The 15,063-nt window shown below is 61.1% G+C and carries 9 protein-coding genes; 4 read left to right on the forward strand and 5 right to left on the reverse strand.

The features are described from left to right. Positions 1–26: 26 nt before the first annotated feature. Entirely contained in the window at positions 27–6,542 is a 6,516-nt protein-coding gene (locus AC3WVQ_RS25940) for a putative Ig domain-containing protein (RefSeq protein ID WP_492383198.1), read from the reverse strand. Positions 6,543–6,784: 242 nt separating this feature from the next. On the opposite strand from AC3WVQ_RS25940, the gene AC3WVQ_RS25945 reads away from it, so the two are divergent. The 4 genes from AC3WVQ_RS25945 (at position 6,785) to AC3WVQ_RS25960 (ending at position 8,991) form a co-directional block, all read left to right on the forward strand. After that, on the forward strand, positions 6,785–7,306 hold the full coding sequence (locus AC3WVQ_RS25945; RefSeq protein ID WP_060529399.1) for a phage tail protein: 522 nt from the start codon (positions 6,785–6,787) through the stop codon (positions 7,304–7,306). A 21-nt stretch (positions 7,307–7,327) separates the two neighbouring features. After that, complete coding sequence (locus tag AC3WVQ_RS25950) at positions 7,328–7,858, forward strand: phage tail protein (RefSeq protein WP_060529400.1); 531 nt, start codon at positions 7,328–7,330, stop codon at positions 7,856–7,858. 33 nt (positions 7,859–7,891) lie between these two features. Next, entirely contained in the window at positions 7,892–8,428 is a 537-nt protein-coding gene (locus AC3WVQ_RS25955) for a phage tail protein (RefSeq protein WP_060529401.1), read from the forward strand. Between the two features lie 71 nt (positions 8,429–8,499). Beyond that, positions 8,500–8,991 carry a GNAT family N-acetyltransferase gene (locus tag AC3WVQ_RS25960; RefSeq protein ID WP_082572862.1) on the forward strand — a complete coding sequence of 164 codons (492 nt, stop codon included), beginning with the start codon at positions 8,500–8,502 and terminating at the stop codon, positions 8,989–8,991. Between the two features lie 15 nt (positions 8,992–9,006). On the opposite strand, the gene AC3WVQ_RS25965 is transcribed toward AC3WVQ_RS25960, so the two are convergent. The 4 genes from AC3WVQ_RS25965 to AC3WVQ_RS25980 all read right to left on the reverse strand — a co-directional run bounded on the left by AC3WVQ_RS25965 (position 9,007) and on the right by AC3WVQ_RS25980 (position 15,027). After that, entirely contained in the window at positions 9,007–9,300 is a 294-nt protein-coding gene (locus tag AC3WVQ_RS25965; RefSeq protein ID WP_492383199.1) for a DUF6916 family protein, read from the reverse strand. 183 nt (positions 9,301–9,483) lie between these two features. Continuing rightward, complete coding sequence (locus tag AC3WVQ_RS25970) at positions 9,484–10,395, reverse strand: NAD-dependent epimerase/dehydratase family protein (protein WP_492383200.1); 912 nt, start codon at positions 10,393–10,395, stop codon at positions 9,484–9,486. Between the two features lie 727 nt (positions 10,396–11,122). Next, entirely contained in the window at positions 11,123–13,081 is a 1,959-nt protein-coding gene (gene asnB / locus AC3WVQ_RS25975; protein ID WP_492383201.1) for an asparagine synthase (glutamine-hydrolyzing), read from the reverse strand. Positions 13,082–13,803: 722 nt separating this feature from the next. Then, positions 13,804–15,027: a glycosyltransferase family 4 protein gene (locus AC3WVQ_RS25980; RefSeq protein ID WP_060529406.1), complete on the reverse strand. Its 1,224-nt coding sequence runs from the start codon at positions 15,025–15,027 to the stop codon at positions 13,804–13,806. Positions 15,028–15,063: the final 36 nt, after the last annotated feature.

The following is a 15,063-nucleotide window of genomic DNA, read 5'->3' on the forward strand; positions in this document are numbered from 1 at the left end:
ATACCTCCGTATAGACCTCGCGGGCGTCAGAACCGGACGCGCGCACCGACTTTCGCACCAGCCGCCTGCGAACCGTCGCCCTCGATGTTGAAGAGCAGCGAGAAGTCGAGGTCCCAGTTGTCGTTGTTGCTGAGCGCGAGCCCGGCCGAGACCCGGCCAAACAGGCCTTCGCCATCGAGCGACGCAAAGCCGACATCCGCGCCGACCGTCGGCGACAGGATCAGGCCGTTTTCCAGTTCCAGCGTCCGCTCGACATCAAGACCGATGCTGAAGCGGGCTTGCTCCTCGATGAACCCCTTGAGGTCGATCGTCTCTCCGAGCGCGTTCCTGGCGGTGTAATCGTCGACCTCTTCGTTAAAGTAGACGGCCCTGAGCTTCGGGGTGAGCACCGTGATCTCGTCGAGCTGCCACTCGCCGGTCAGCTTGACGTCCGCCATCCAGCGGGTCGTGTCGAAGGTGCCGGTGAAGATACCGGTATCGATGTCGTTCGAGGAGCCGCCATAGAGCAGGTTGGCATCGAGGAACACACCTTGTCCGATTTCGAACGACGCATAGGGACCGGCAAGCCAGCCATTGCCGGTCAGTTCGGCGTCCTCGTCGGTCGGGTCGCTCGTGTAGTCGTAGTGGAACGACAGGCCGACCAGCGCCCGCTCGCTGATCAGGTAATCGGCGCCGATCGAAAACAGGGCGAAGTTGCCCCACTTGTCACTATCGTCGTCCTTGTCCTTGTGGAACAGAAAGCTGCCATCCATCCAGACGTCGAAGGGCTGGTCGGTCTTCACGAAGGTTTGGCCGGCAGCCGCCGCGTCGGCTGCGTCGCGCGCCGCCTGGATCTGCGTGAGGCTGGTGGAAAACCCAAGGCGCGCGCCATTCTCCGATGGTGTGACCGCCGTCGTCACCGGATCGGTGCTCATCGCCGCCCGTCGCCGCTCGATCAGCCCCGGAACCTTGACCGTCGACGACAGCAGGCTCTGCCGGTTGCGCACGAAATCGCGTACCAGGCCGTCGATCTCTTCCCCGGCTGCGACACGGTCCAGTGCGATCTTGTAGGTGACAGTTCCAGCACCCGACGTACCGAGTGCGCTTCTCAAGGTGTAGCTAACCACCGCCGAACCGGAATAGGAAGGATTGGGCGTGAACTTCAGATAATAGCCGACCGGCGTAAAGCTGCCGGCGGCTGCAAGCTCGCCTTCGATGATCTCGGCTGTGCCAGCGATCGGCGGCGAGACCGAGGCGACGGCGGCACTGGTGAACGGACCGCCGGTGGCACCGGCGTTGAGATAGACGTTGTTCGGTGTCGTGCCGGCGGGCACGTCGACGACGATGCTGGGCGCCGTCACCGCACGCGGGTTGAGTTTGAGCGTATAGACCGCCGAACCGCTGGCGCCACGGCTGTCGACGACGCCAATGGTGAAGCGGTAGGTGTCGGGCACCGCATCCGCGGCCAACGGCCCGGTCAGTTCGCCGGTCGAGACATTGAGCACCATGCCCTTTGGCAAAGTGCCGCTCTTGACGCTGTAAACCAGGGCGCCGGTGCCGCCGCTTGCGGAAATCGGCGCAGAATAGGCCTCACCGACCATGGCATCCGGAAGGCGGCCGGCCGCCGGGCTGAAGACGATGTTGGCCGAGACGACGGCAATGCGATAGCTCGCCTGCCCCGTCGCCCCGTTGGCGTCCGTCGCCGTCACCGTGAAGGCGAAGTCGCCGTCGGCGCCCGGTCGCCCGGAGATCGCGCCGCTGACTGGATCGAGCGTCAGCCCGCCCGGCAATGTCCCGGATGTAACCTGATACAGATAGGGTGCCGTGCCGGCGCTGGCCGTCAGGCTCTGGCTATAGGAAACCCCGGCGACGGCGGCCGCAAGCGTGCCACCGGTCGGAGAAAGGACGAGCACCGGCGGCGAGACCGTCACCGTGACGGTTGCCGGCGTGGATGTGCCAGTCGCATTCGTCGCCGTGTAGGTGAAGCTGTCGGTGCCGGAATAGCCGGGTTGGGGTGTATAGAGGATCTGCAAGCCGGACACCGACGCATTGCCGCGCGGCGGCGGGCTTGCGATCGCGAGCGATGCGGCTGCACCGCCCGAAATGCTGGGCGAGATGACGTTTGCCGTCGAGTTTGCGGCAACCGTAAGCGCAACCGCACCGGCCGACGGCGCCTCAACCGCCACTGCCAAGCTATAGGTGACAGAGCCGGTCGCGCCGTTCGCGTCGGTCGCCTCGATCGTGAAGTTGAAGTTGCCGTCCACCGTCGGTGTGCCCGACAGGCGGCCGTTGGCCGCGAGCGTCAGGCCAGGCGGCTGCGAACCGGTGATCGCGTAGCTGTAAGGCCCGGTTCCGCTGGTCGCCGAAATCGTCTGATCGTAGGGCTGGGCAACTGTCGCCCCGGGAAGCGGTCCCGGAAGGGGCGAAAAGGCGAAGATCGGTGGAGACACCGTCACCGTGACTGTCGCCGGCGCCGATGTCCCGGTCGCGTTCGTTGCGGTGTAGCTGAAGGTGTCAGTACCGGAGAAACCCGCGGCGGGCGTATAGTTGAACGACGTTCCAGCCACCGTGGCAGTGCCGTGTGATGGCGCGGTAGTGACGGTTACGGAAGCCGCAGCGCCACCGGAAAGATTGGGCGCAATGACATTCGCCGTCGAGTTGGCGGCAACCGTCTTCGTCGTTGCTCCGGCAATCGGCGCTTGCACCCGAATAATCAGGCTGTAGCTGCCGCTGGTCCCGGTCGCACCATAGGCATCGGTGGCCGCGATCGTGAAGGTGAAGGTACCGTCCTCGTTCGGCGTGCCCGAAAGAACGCCCGACGACGCCAGCGAAAGCCCGCCCGGCAAGGCGCCACTCGCGATCGCGAAGCTATAGGGCGATGTGCCATCCGTGGCCGTGAAGCTCACGCTATAGGCGGTCGCCACGGTTGCAACCGGCAGTGAGCCCGCAGCCGGTGAAAAGGCAAAGATCGGCGCCGAGACCGCGAACGACTGGCTGACACTGGGTGCCGCCAGATAGGCGCCGTCGCCGGCCTGTGAGACCTCGATGGTGCAGGTGCCGCCGTTGCGGAAGGTTGCCGCACCGCTTGAAGTGACGACGCAGACGCTGGGCGTCATGGATTGCCAGGCCACAGGGAGCCCGGAACTGGCGCTCGCAATCAGGTTCACCGGCGTCGTATAGTTCTGAGGTCCGGGATTGGAAAAGATGATCGTTTGCGGCCCCTTCGGGGTGACAGAATTGGAGGCGCCGGACGCGAGCCCCGTACCAGTGCTGTTGGCAGCCGTCACCGTGAACGTGTAGCCGGTGCCATTCGTCAGGCCGGCCACCGTGAGCGGGCTCGCGGGGCCTGTCTCGGTCAGGCCGCCGGGGCTGGCTGTGACGGTGTAGCCGGTGATCGGCGCACCACCAGTATTGACCGGCGTGGCAAAGGAGACCTCGGCCGAGGCGTTGCCGGCCGTGGCTACAACGCCGGTCGGCGCGCCCGGCGCAATCGCGTTGACCACGAACGATCGGCTAACCTGCGTTGCCGGCAGATAGGTACTGTCGCCGGGCTGGTCGGCGTTGATGGTACAGGTGCCGATCGATACGAAGGTCAGAAGTCCAGCGGGACTGATCGTGCAGACCGCCGTCGTCGACGAGGTGAAGTTCACTGTCAGGCTTGAGTCCGAACTCGCCGTCAGGGTCGGCGTCGTGCCGAAGTTCTGGGCACCCGGATTGGCAAAGGTGATCGTCTGGATCGTGCGCGGCGTCACCGCGTTGGAGGCGGCCGACGCAGGGCCAGGACCGGCGTTGTTTTCAGCGACGACCGTGAACGTATAGCTCGTGCCGTTCGTCAGCCCGGTGATGACCACCGGACTGGAGGTGCCGTCTCCCGTCAAACCGTCCGGGCTCGATGTGACAACGTAGCGCGAGATCAGCGCCCCGCCGTTGCTCGAGGGCGCAACAAAGGCAACCATAGCCTGGCTGTCGCCAGCCGTCGCAACAACTCCCGTCGGTGCCGCCGGAGCAACCGCATTCACTATGAAGCTCTGGCTTACCCGTGGCGCAGCCTCAGTGGCCGCGTCACCGGTTTGATCTGCGTGAATTGTGCAAGTACCCATGGATTGGAAGGCCAATTTACCGCCAGGATCGATTGTGCACACACCTGCTGTCGCGGAGGTGAAGCTGACGGGCAAGCTGGAACTCGCAGTTGCCGTCAAGGTGGGCGTCGTACCAAAAGTTTGGGAACCGGGGTTGGCAAACGTTATCGTCTGCGGCGCTTTCGGCGTCACGGCGTTGGAAGCACCGGAAGCGACACCCGTCCCGGCAAGGTTGGTTGCTGCGACCGTAAACGTGTAACTCAGGCCGTTGGTCAAGCCAGTGACGTCGATCGGGCTTGACGGTCCCGTCGCGGTTACGCCGCCTGGGCTCGCTGTAACTGTGTAGCCTGTAATCGAGCTGCCACCGTTAAAGGCAGGCGCAGAGAAACTCACACGTGCGCTAGCATCATTCGCCATCGCCGCGGGCCCAGTCGGAGCATCAGGAGCGATGGCAACGACATTGATGCTGTAACTTTCGCTGGCCGTCCGGCTATGCATGTCGGTGGCCGTGATGGTGAAGCTGAAGGCTCCCGCAACCGTTGGCGTCCCGGTGATTGCGCCGCTTGCAGACGCAAGGCCGAGACCGGGCGGCAGTGTGCCCGATGCTAAGGAGTAGGTTACCGTCCCGAGCCCGTTTACGGCGGCAATCGACGTGTCGGAGTAAGCCGTCCCCGCCGTCGCTGCCGTCAACGCGCCGCCCGCGGGCGTGAGCGTCATCGGTGGCGCGGAAATCGCGATGCTGTAGGCGGCCGACGCCGAACCGGCGGTCGAGCCTGTCGCTGTGATCGTGAAATTTTTGGTACCGTATCCGGCCGCCGTCGGCGTACCGGCAATCGCCCCAGCCGAACTCAGACTGAGGCCGTCTGGAAGCGAGCCCGCCGTCACCGTATAGGTGAACGTCCCCAATCCGCCGCTAGCAGAGATCGACGCACCCGGGTAGACGACGTTCACGTCGCCACCGACAAGGGCCCCACCCGCCGGCGTCAGCACCACCGGTGGGGCCGCGATGGTGATCGAATAGGCCTTGGAATCGGTGCCGACGTTCGCAGCCGTGGCCGTCACCGTGAAAGGCGCGGAACCATAGGCGTCAGGAAGCGGCGTTCCGGTGATCGCGCCCGTCGAGGGATTGATGGTGAGCCCTGCCGGTAAGGCACCTGCCGACACCGAATAGGTGATCGCACCGACACCCCCGGTCGCCGAAATCGAGCTGTTTGAGTAGGCAACGCCCACCGTTCCCCCTGACAAGGCGGTGTTGTTTGCCGGCGTCAGCACTACGGGGGGCGCACTGACGGCAATGGAGTAGTTCGCGGTGGCCGAGCCAGAGGTCGCCGCCGTCGCCGTGACGGTAAAGTTTGCAGTCCCGATCGCGGCAGCGGTGGGCGTCCCGCTGATTGCGCCCGTCGTCGTGTTTAAGGCGAGACCTGCGGGAAGCGAACCCGCGGTCACCGCGTAACTGATTGCCCCGGCCCCCCCGCTCGCCGAGATCCCTTGCGAATAGGCGCTGCCAACCGTTGCGGCAGGAAGCGCGCCGCTCGCCGGGCTGAGCGCCACTGGCGGGAAGGAATTGATGGTGGTGGTAAAATTCTGCGCCACGAAATGGACGCCACCGGTCGAGATCGTCGTGCTATCCTGGATTTTTATCTTGAAGTTGAAGCTTCCTGCCGTCGTTGGTGCGCCAGACAGTTGCCCGCTCGTTGAAAGGCTTAATCCGGTCGGCAAGGTGCCTACGTCCAGAGTATATGTATACGGCGGCGTACCGCCGGACGCAGAAAAATGGACGCTGTAGGCGGCCCCTACTCCGCCGTCCGGTAGACTATCCGGGGTAACGTCAATCACGGGTGCCGCGATCGTCGGATTGTAGCTTTTGTCGTAGGTATGCGCCGTCGGCGTGGTGGAATCGGTCACTCGTACTATGAAGTTATAGGGGCCCGAGCCGGTCGGCGTTCCGGATATGACCCCGGCAGCCGAAAGCGTCAGGCCAGGTGGCAGCGTCGTCCCACCGCTGAGCGCATAAGTATAGGGACCAGTGCCGCCGGTGGTGTTGAGTGTCTGAATGTAAGCCGCACCAATGACAGGTGTCGGCATATTTGCCGGCGTCACGGTCAACGGTGAGCTCGATGGCGCAACCGTCACGTTAAATGTGACTGGCGATGAGGGGCTTTCATCATAGACGACGAAGCTGTCAGAGGTCGCCCCGTCTCCGTTGTTGGTGTAAATAAGGGCGTTCGTATTGGTGGGCATACCGAAGGTTAGACTGCCGTGGGACGGGTTGGTCACAGCCGGCTGGATAAAGCCCCACTCCGAGCAGGTGATGACACTTGTCCCGCCGGACTGCACTGTCACGTTCTGGGTTGTTCCGCAAAGACCAGCCTGCGCCGAAGACACAGGCACCATCGCCACCACGAAAAGGAACGTGAGGAAAAAAAAGAACAGCGCAATGTAACCGCGCCCGGCGCCTGCCCGACCAAAGATCTCTTGAAACATGTCCTGCCCCTGTACGCACTGCGCGCTTCATGGACGCGGGTCCATCGCCACGATCAGTCCTTCCCAACCCCAGCCACTGCTTGACACGAAAATTCGAGTCACACAACCAGGACTAGTGCGACTTATGCGGGAATTCAAACAATAAAGAGTCCGCACACCCCCCTTCCCAAGATACGCGTTATGAGGGAGAGTGCGAAGAAGGCGCAAACTAGAGTCGTTGAGATTTATCGGAAGGGGCAGCGATGACCGAGGTCTATGTCGGGCAGATCATGATGACCGGATTTGGTTTTGCGCCGAAGGGCTTTGCTCTCTGCAACGGTCAGGTGATGGCAATCGCCCAGAATCAGGCCCTGTTTTCCCTGCTGGGCACATTCTACGGTGGCAACGGCACGACAAACTTCATGCTACCAAATTTGCAAGGCCGCGCGCCTGTGTCCTACGGCAATTCTGTCGATCCAAGCTGGCAACCTACCACCGCGATGGCGGAGATTGGAGGCGTGGAGACCGTGACATTAAATACGCAGCAGATCCCCTCTCATCTCCATCAGGGTAATGGAACGACGACCGTTGGAGATCAACGTGCGCCGTCGCTCTTCGGTACGACAACTCTGCCGATTTACGCGCAACCCGGTGGGTCTGAGGTCCCTCTATCGTCCCAGAGCATCGCGCCTGCGGGCGGTGGGCAGCCGCACGCGAATATGCAACCCTTCAACGTCATCAACTTCTGCATCGCGCTGTCGGGCGTCTACCCGTCGCGCAACTGAACTCAGCCACCGGAGGTAAGCATGAGCACTCCCTATGTCGGGGAAATACGGATATTCGGGTTCCCCCGGGTTCCCACCGGTTGGCAGACCTGCGACGGTTCGCTGCTTTCGATCGCGGAATATGAGATGCTTTACACGCTGCTCGGGACCACCTACGGCGGAGACGGCCAGTCAACATTTCGTGTGCCTGACCTACGCGGCCGCGTGCCGATGCACTGGGGCACGGGTCAGGGCCTGACGACGCGGGTGCTCGGTCAGATTGCTGGCACCGAAAACGTGACACTGGTCAGCACCCAACTCCCACCGCATGGCCACCCGATAGTCGCAACGACGGCCACAGCGGACGCGACGGCGGTCGGGCCGACTGTCATGTTAGGAGCGGTTGCCAGCGACACACTCTACGCAACGGACGTGAGCGGCCTGACCGGGCGCGGGACGTCGCCGAATTCGACCAGCCCCACAGGCGGCAGTCAGCCTCATGACAACACGATGCCGACGCTGACGACGCACTTTTGCATTGCATTATACGGAATCTTTCCGCAGCAAAGTTGATTCGGGCCTGTATTTCACAGTAAGGGGATAAGAATGACAGAGCCTTTCATTGGTGAGATCCAGCTCTTCAGTTTCAATTACGCACCCTATGGCTGGGCACTCTGCAACGGACCGTTGATGCCCATCCAGCAAAATACCGCGTTGTTCTCGCTCATCGGCACGTCGTATGGCGGCAACGGTCACAGCAATTTCCAGTTGCCAAACTTTGCAGGACGCGCACCCTGCAATCAGGGCACGGGTCCAGGTCTTACGCCCCGGACGATCGGAGAGGTCTTCGGGACGCAGAATGTTACACTGCTTTCAACCGAAATGCCGGCACATACGCATTCACTGACGGTCTACAATCAGACTGACGGGACGAAAAGAGCAAGTACGCCTTCAGCCGGAAACTCACTCAGCCTGCCAACGCAGCATACGGTCATGGCGGTGAATACTGCCCAGCCGGATGCCCAGTTTGCTCCCCCCATGATCGGTCTGTCGGGTGGAAACCTCCCGCATGAAAACCGCCAGCCCTACCTGGGTGTAAATTTCTGCATCGCGCTTAACGGCGCCTTCCCCTCGTTCGGGTGAAACCCTACGCTGACATTTTCGCGGTCGATTTTCAGATCCGGTCTGATCCACCTCGTTTGGGGGTGCAGGGCATGTCCCTGCGTCATGCCGCGTCAGTGGATGCGCCATTCTTGCTCGAGCTCTACTCGTCGTTTCGCGCGGACGAACTGGCGGCCGTTCCATGGTCGCCTGAGCAGAAGCAGGTCTTTCTCGAACAACAATTTATCGCCCAGCATCGCCACTACCGGTCGGTCTATCCGGACGCGGACTATCTCGTTGTCGAAATCGGAGACAAGCCGGTCGGCCGGCTCTATCTGGACGCCGAAAAGGAGCGCTGGCTCATCGTCGATATCGGATTTTTGCCTGAGTGGCGCCGCCAGGGCAAAGGCACAGCCTTACTGACGGCTATTCAGCGTGAGGCCGCAACCTCAGAGGCGTGCGTTCTCACCTTGCATGTCGAGCAACGAAACTTTCGAGCCCAAGCGCTTTATCAGCGCCTTGGATTTCGGGGCATCAACGATGTCGGCTCGCATATCAAGATGGAGTGGTCGCCCGGCGATTTCGACGAAGCGGAGCCCCGCTGACCGCCCACTTCAGCGTCAATTGAAAACGGCCTGGTAGACAATACCCTGCTTGTCGCGGGCAACCGGCACGAGAAAAATGTCCAGTGCGCCGAGCGACGCATTTTTAAGCCGGTAGATCTGTTGCGGCAGCACGATCGCTGAACCGCTGCGGAAGATCAGCGAAAAGGGCGCGCGAAGCATGCCCGGCAAGATCGGCGTCGTACCGGGTGTGGCTTCCGCAAGTGTCAAAGGCACCGTGCTCTCACCAAGGGACAGCTCGAACGCCTGACCGACGCAACCCGCGAAATGTTGAAGCGTCAGCAGTTCCATGCGCAGATCCCCTCGATGATTCCCGTTTGGGTCGTTTCCGGCGTTTCTACACCATGGAAGTTGAACAAAAAAGTCTCAAGGGCGAGGAATGGCACGCACCATGCTTGCAGCAAGAGGACGCCAATAGCGCGATCGCCCCCACTCCGCAGCAGGCGAGCATCGCCGCCTGCTCTGCCATCGAGATCACTGCAGCAGTCGCGCGAGCCCGGCCCGAAGGTCGGTCACGCAGCGATAGTCGAGTTTTGCGTGAAGCGATTCGACGCACCCCCGCGAGCGCCTGACTTCACCCGAAAGGCTGTCGATATAGGTGATATCCGAGCGGCTGCCGGTTTCCTCGATCATGATCCGCGCAAGGTCGCTGATCGATGTCTCGACGCCGCTGCAAACATTGACGATGCGCGCGCCCGTGTCCCAGCGGCCAAGCGCGTGCAGCAAAGCCTCCACAACGTCATCCACATGGACGAAATCGCGGGTCTGACGGCCATCCCCATGGATCGTGATGTTTTCACCGCGCTCCAGCCGTTCGGCGAACTTCGCGATCACGCCAGAATAGGGAGACGATGGATCCTGCCCCGGCCCGTACACGTTGAAGAAACGCAGTCCCAGGTTCGCTATGCCGTAGACCTCATAGGCAGACCGCGCGTGAAGTTCGCAGGAAAGCTTGTCCGCACCATAAGGCGACAACGGAATGCAACGTCCGTCTTCCGAAAGCGGCAGATCCTGGCTTGCCCCGTAGACCGCAGCCGATGAGGCGTAGACAAGCGGAAGATGAGCGCGAGAATGGGCAAGTTCCTCGATGATCGTGAGGAACCCCGTTATGTTGATTGCGTGCGATGACGTCAGTTGTCGCTTGCACCGTTCGACCGACGAGATCGCCGCCAAATGGATACAGGCATCCACATTGGCGAGCGCGCGGCGCACGGCGTCGCGGTCGAGCACCGACCCTTCGATGAAGGTCGCAGCCTGCGGGACGTTTTCTCGCTTTCCCGAACTCAGATCATCAAGGACGGTCACGTCATGGCCGGCCTTTACCAGCCGACGCGCGAGGTGCGCGCCAATGAAGCCGGCTCCACCGGTAACCAGTATCCTGTTCAAGCCGTTTTCCCTCGCGACACCTCATCGCGATCGGAGGCGCCTGGATCTTAAGTGTAGGTGGATTCCTGAGCCGCCGAGCCGACCGTGGAGCGCGACCGGCACTCGGCCAGTGCGTCCGTGACCGGACCTTCCGTCTGGGTTGCAATCTTCCTTGTCGCCCAGGCGGCGTCAAGCCTCCCGCAGCCAGGTTTACCGTTTCGCAGAGACTTGAGAAGGAACAAGGCTAAGGCTTGCCCTCGAGAAGACCTATAGGGAGAGCGTCAGGGCGCCGGACAGCCGAGGATCAGGTCTTCGACCTCCGATCCGGAACCGACGCGCATCAGCACCGTGAACGTGCCGTCGGCACCCACTTCGAAAAGCGTGCCCCCGTTTTTGCGCTTCTCGTTCGTGCGGTCATGATCAGCAGGCTTCCGGCGCCGCACAGATTGGATCGAATGTTCGACCGGCCGATCGGATCTGCGCGGCAGAGAAGTAACTCCTGTTGAGAATGGTCGCGGGTCTGTCGACACCGTCGACGGTCGTTTCAAACAGTTTCTTCCTGGCGACCTCAAGGCCAGAAGCTTCAGGCACGGCTTCCGCCCAGTGGGGGTGAGGCGCGCCAGCGGTTCTTCACTCGGGCACCGTTATTTCGCGACACAATATGAGACGGCTCTGCAACATGAGCAGAGCGCCCGACCCAAACGGCATCGCCCGGCTACTGCGGGAGGCTCAAATGTGCGCCCCACTGCTAGCTACTGGTCCAACGATCCATCCAAGAATTGAACATCAGGATCGTCCAGAGGTGAGGTCCCCAATCACGCTTGCCCGTTAGATGCTCTTTCCAACGCGCCTCGATCAGTTCCGAGCGAAATACACCGTCGCGACGCAGCCGAGATGGAGATAGGGTTTCGCTCGCCCAGGCACGCAGCGGACCGCGCAGCCAAGCATTAAGCGGGATGCCGAACCCGCGTTTCGGTTGATTCATGAGTTTTTCTGGCAACCGCCGCGCCAGCAGTTTGCGTAGCGCGAGCTTGCCTTGCCCCTGCGAAAAGCAGAGGGCCCGCGGCGCACGCCAAGCCAGTTCGACAAAACGGTAGTCGAGAAGAGGTGCGCGCATTTCAAGGCCGACAGCCATCGAAGCGCGGTCCAACTTAACCAGGATATCGTCCGGGAGATATGACACCATATCCCGATACATCATCCTGTCCACGGGATTGAGGGCAGCCGGAATTCGCTTGGACGACATTGCGGTGGGTGGTTCATGTCCGCCGATGACGACATCGGTCGCATCCGGCCACTGAGAGACGAAATTCAAGTATCGGTCGTCAGTATCATGGATCTGAAGCAGCTCGGCCAGCCGCTTCATGCGACTGCCGGTGGCCTCGTCCCGCAAGGCTGCGGGAAGAGCGCGGCGGCCAAGTGGCGCTGCGACATCAAGCAACCACCCCGGAGTGAATTTCACGGCTCGAAGGGCAATCGGGGGCGCCATTTTCGCCAGACGATCAAACGTCAACATTCGTTGATATCGCTTGTAACCGCCGAAAAATTCATCGCCACCGTCCCCCGAAAGTGCAACCGTTACGGTCTGTCGCGCCAGTTTCGAAACCAACAGAGTCGGGATCTGCGATGGATCGGCGAAAGGCTCGTCATAAACATCAGGCAGGTCGGATATCAGCTTGAACGCAATCTCCGGTTCGGCGGTAATTTCCGTGTGATCCGTCTTCAGGTGGCGAGCAACAGCCGACGCAGCATCCGCCTCGTTATACTGTTCTTCCATGAAACGAACCGTATAGGTCTTAACGGGAGAGGTAGAGACTTCCTGCATCACAGCCGACACCAGCGAGGAATCAACGCCACTGGAAAGCAGCGCACCTACCGGCACATCCGACACCATGCGCTCGCTAACGGCTGTCTTCAGACAGTTGTCGAGTAGTTCCAAGGCTTCCTCTTCGGATTCGATCGGACGCGCATATCCACGTTCGGCCACATCAAACGCGTCCCAGTAGAGCTTCGTCGAGGCGAGCACCGCGGCAATTGAGGGCGGAGGTTCGTCAACAGAGATGCTGACCGTCGATCCATGCGGCAATTTGAATATGTTACGAAAGATCGAGTAGGGAGTGGGAACGTAGTTGTACCGCAGGTACAATGCGACTGAGCCGCGATCAATTTCCGGCGAGCGGAACGACGGATGTCGCCTGATACTCTTCAGCTCGGATCCAAAGACGACTGCCTCACCGGACAATCCGATGTAAAGGGGCTTCTTGCCAATCCTATCGCGGGCAAAGATGACTTTGCGCTCGACGCTGTCATAGAGAGCGAAGGCGAACATCCCATTGCAGCGCTTGAGCGTGTTTTCCAGACCATATAGCTCGACCGCTTCGATAAGAACCTCCGTATCGGAGTGGCCGCGAAATCGAACTCCCCGCGTCTCCAGTTCGGCCCGAAGCCCAAGAAAGCCATAAATCTCGCCATTGTAGACAATCGAATAACGCCCGCTGGCGGAGTGCATTGGCTGCGCTCCTCCGGGCGAGAGATCAATAATCGACAGCCGACGATGGCAGAGGCCGACATGCCCGTCTTCAGCCAGCCAGATCCCGCCGGCGTCGGGACCGCGATGGGCAAGTGCCTCCGCCATTGATCGCAGCGTGGCGTTCGATCTTTCCTGCTGGCGTCCCGCGTAGTTTATGAGGCCTGCAATTCCGCACATCACTGGTCCCTCACCGAATGGTCATTCTTCTGATAGCGTCATGGATGCGATTTGCATTCGTGCGCGCTACGAGCGTTCGCCCCGTTCGCCGATTAGACTCAAGAGACACCCGATGCGTCAGGCGCAGGATCGTTTGGGCGCCGGTAGAGGCTTGCCGACACCGGGCACCTCGCCACTCGATCCGTAACATGTGCGGGCTAAGTCCTTGAACTTTCTTCAAACGAAGCGAAAAACACGACACGTCGCCGATATCCGCAGCCACTCGACAAGTCGAGTGCTCGTCACCATGTACCGCGCACATCCTGCATCCGTCCTTGACTTCCGCGGGGACGTTCCAAACCCGTAAGAACTATTCATGAAACAAACCATGCCGCCGCCGGCCATGAGAGCTTTAAACATAAAAACCTTAGTTAAGTATCCGACCGACAATAATGAAAAATGATAACACTTCCGTCAAAGGAAATCCAACTTCGATCCAATTCTTGTTTTGAGTTCTCAGCATCCGGCGCGCGACTTCTTCCATCGACGGTGGTGGTTCCTGAGCATGAAGCATATGGGGCGAAAGACCAGGCCGTTTCTAAGCGAGCTTTCATTCCAGTTGCCGTCGAATCCTGATCGCAGATGACGTCATAGGCGACATGGTTCGATCGATAGGCACCCCGCGCCGCAGCGCACGCGGGCCATGCGACCAATGCTGATGGTTGTTCGAAAACCTTGATCCCTCAGATAAGCGCCATGCGCTCGAGAAGAATCTTGTTCACGGCATGCACATCAAACTTGGATTGGGCAAGTTCCCGAGACCTGAGACCCATGTCTGTGATCAGCGAAGGCGCCCTGAGGAAGCGGCACATGGCTTCGGCCAGTTGCTTGGCGTTGCGCGGCTCCACAAGGTAACCGTTGAGCCCGTCGACCACTGTCTCGTCGCAGCCCGGCAGATCGGTTGTGACGATCGCGCGCCCCGTCGACATCGCCTCGAGAATGCTGCGCGGTATGCCCTCGCGATAGTAGGACGGAAGGACGAAGACGCTGCAATCGCTGAGATGCGGGCGCACATCCGTGGTTTCGCCGAGATAGTTCAGGCTGCCGTCCTTGACCCATCCATCGATGGTTTCAGCGGAGATCGCGGCCGGACTCGGATCGAACTGCCCCAGAAGACGAAATTCGGCCTCCGGGAATTGCTGGCGGACGAGGCGTGCGGCCTCGACATACTCGCTGATCCCTTTGTCCTTCAGCAGGCGGGCGACGAGCAGAAAGACCGGGCGCCCGCTGGGCGGGCTCGAAAAGGCATAGTGGTCGAGGTCGACGCCAGAGCCCGGCACGAGCGTCAAGTCGCGCTGATCGGAAATCAGCCTGCAGCTCTCGATATCAGCCGAATCCGCGCGATTATAGGCAAAGACCCCGCCTGCCCCCTTTAGCGCCAGTCGGTAGAGCAACACGCTCAGTTGCTTGATGCGGCGCCCGACCCACCGCTTTCCTGCGGCTTCCGAATAGACGTGGCCAAGGCCGGTCACGAGAAAATACCGTCGCTTGACGCCAGCCAGACGAGCGGCAATGCCGCCGTAGACGATCGGCTTCATCGTATAGGGGATCACGACATCGATCTGCCGCGAGCGTAGCAGCCGCGTGTAGGACCAGAGCGTCGCGAGATCCGTCAGTGGGTTGAGCCCGGTGCGGCTCATGGGCGAGCGGACGAACTCTACACCGATCGCGGCAAGCTGCCGGACGACGTCCTCGTCCTGCTCCGGCCCGACGGCCAGGACCGAATGGCCGGCCTCCACCAAGCGTCGCAGCAACTCCAGGCGAAAATTGGTGAGAGAGCGACTGTAGCTCGAAAGTACCGCGATACGCTGTTTCGGAACTACGCTGGCAACCGCCGATCCCGCGGCGGCAGCCGCCCGCTGTGGCGGCAGCCTGACCGCAGAATAGTCGCTCGCGTCAATCAACATGCGGGAAGCTCCATACGAGCGTTAGAAAAGATCGCA

It is taken from the genome of Ensifer sp. EB106-05-01-XG146 (assembly GCF_058791875.1).

Bases quoted from the DNA above. Each gene is read 5' to 3' on its own strand.
- AC3WVQ_RS25940 (WP_492383198.1), bottom strand. From the start codon at position 6,542: ATGTTTCAAGAGATCTTTGGTCGGGCAGGCGCCGGGCGCGGTTACATT.
- AC3WVQ_RS25945 (WP_060529399.1), top strand. From the start codon at position 6,785: ATGACCGAGGTCTATGTCGGGCAGATCATGATGACCGGATTTGGTTTT.
- AC3WVQ_RS25950 (WP_060529400.1), top strand. From the start codon at position 7,328: ATGAGCACTCCCTATGTCGGGGAAATACGGATATTCGGGTTCCCCCGG.
- AC3WVQ_RS25955 (WP_060529401.1), top strand. From the start codon at position 7,892: ATGACAGAGCCTTTCATTGGTGAGATCCAGCTCTTCAGTTTCAATTAC.
- AC3WVQ_RS25960 (WP_082572862.1), top strand. From the start codon at position 8,500: ATGTCCCTGCGTCATGCCGCGTCAGTGGATGCGCCATTCTTGCTCGAG.
- AC3WVQ_RS25965 (WP_492383199.1), bottom strand. From the start codon at position 9,300: ATGGAACTGCTGACGCTTCAACATTTCGCGGGTTGCGTCGGTCAGGCG.
- asnB (WP_492383201.1), bottom strand. From the start codon at position 13,081: ATGTGCGGAATTGCAGGCCTCATAAACTACGCGGGACGCCAGCAGGAA.
- AC3WVQ_RS25980 (WP_060529406.1), bottom strand. From the start codon at position 15,027: ATGTTGATTGACGCGAGCGACTATTCTGCGGTCAGGCTGCCGCCACAG.